Genomic DNA, 513 nt, shown 5'->3' with positions numbered 1-513 from the left:
CCATTTACACTAGATCCACTTTGCCTAATTATAGGGGTTAATCCTGCATAACTACATAACTCACTTCCACTTTTAAAACGATCGAATCCATCCGTTAAAACCACTAACATTAAGGATGTTTTCTTTCCTATTCCTGGAATACTTTTTAAACGTGTTAAAACATCTTTATGCACTTCATTTACCAACAACAAAAGCTTTTCTTCTATGGTGTCTATTTCTTTTTTGAGTTGTCTTAAACTCCTTTTTAATGAAGTAACAACTAATTTACTAGGTTGCCCTAAAACAGCTTCTCCATGTAATTTGTTTTTTAACATAGTACTCTGTTTTGTATACACAGAAAGTAATCTTGTCATTTGAAGACATTCTAATTGATGTTTTGAGTTTCCTTGCCAAAGCTTTAAATCTACTTGTTTTGCGTATTCACAAATAAGCTTAGAATCACTTTTATCTGTCTTTATTTTAGATAGTTTCATCTGAATAAAACGTTTCACCGCTAATGGATTTTCTACCGAT

At 31.4% G+C, this 513-nt stretch carries 1 protein-coding gene; it reads right to left on the bottom strand.

All coding sequences use genetic code 11. The annotated features are described in order from the left end of the window. Nucleotides 1-513: transposase (locus tag CXF67_RS00200; protein WP_145990323.1), on the bottom strand; the 513-nt coding region annotated here is incomplete at both ends.

The sequence above is a fragment of the Psychroflexus sp. MES1-P1E genome, from assembly GCF_002836055.1.
In the GTDB taxonomy this organism is placed as follows: domain Bacteria; phylum Bacteroidota; class Bacteroidia; order Flavobacteriales; family Flavobacteriaceae; genus Psychroflexus.
This window is presented reverse-complemented; position numbering and strand designations above follow the sequence as displayed.